The following is a 567-nucleotide window of genomic DNA, read 5'->3' as shown; positions in this document are numbered from 1 at the left end:
TACTCCTTACTTGTCTACAGCATTTTCTTCATCATGATATCCGTCTGGATATCCTCACCAAGCCGGAATAAATGCTTGTCGAACGCGACAAATCCGTTTTTCTCGTAAAACCGGATGGCTTTTGCGTTTTTTTCCCAGACACCCAGCCAGATATAGGCTTTNAAACAATAGCTGACCAACTTGTTTCCCTTGCCAGGCCGTCAGCACATAGATCCGCTCGATTTCCAGCGCAGTAGGATCCTGCAACTCAGTTTGAGCAGAGCCGTTATTTACTTTTAGATAGCCAATTGGTGTGGTAGCGTCAAACGCAATGAAAAATTCGGTTTCCGGATGGGTTAGTTCCTTGCGTACATTGGCCTCACTGAAGCTAGTCGTCAGATAGTGGGCCATATCCGCTTCTGAATTGACGGGCGCAAAGGTTTCGTAAAAGGTTTTTTTTCCGGTTTGCTGTAGGATAGCAAGGTCTTCCGGTCCGGCTTTACGGATAAAAATAGTTCCGGTTGTCATGTTCAGGTGGTTATTTTGAGGTTAATTTGAGCAGTACAAGACCGGCCGTAATCAGAATGG

1 protein-coding gene is annotated in these 567 nt (G+C 45.6%); it reads right to left on the bottom strand.

The window, feature by feature from the left end; all coding sequences use genetic code 11:
- Nucleotides 1–54: 54 nt before the first annotated feature.
- Entirely contained in the window at nucleotides 55–390 is a 336-nt protein-coding gene (locus BLX24_RS31070) for a GNAT family N-acetyltransferase (protein WP_445422169.1), read from the bottom strand.
- Nucleotides 391–567: the final 177 nt, after the last annotated feature.

It is taken from the genome of Arsenicibacter rosenii (assembly GCF_001870735.1).
In the GTDB taxonomy this organism is placed as follows: Bacteria; Bacteroidota; Bacteroidia; order Cytophagales; family Spirosomataceae; genus Arsenicibacter; species Arsenicibacter rosenii.
This window is presented reverse-complemented; position numbering and strand designations above follow the sequence as displayed.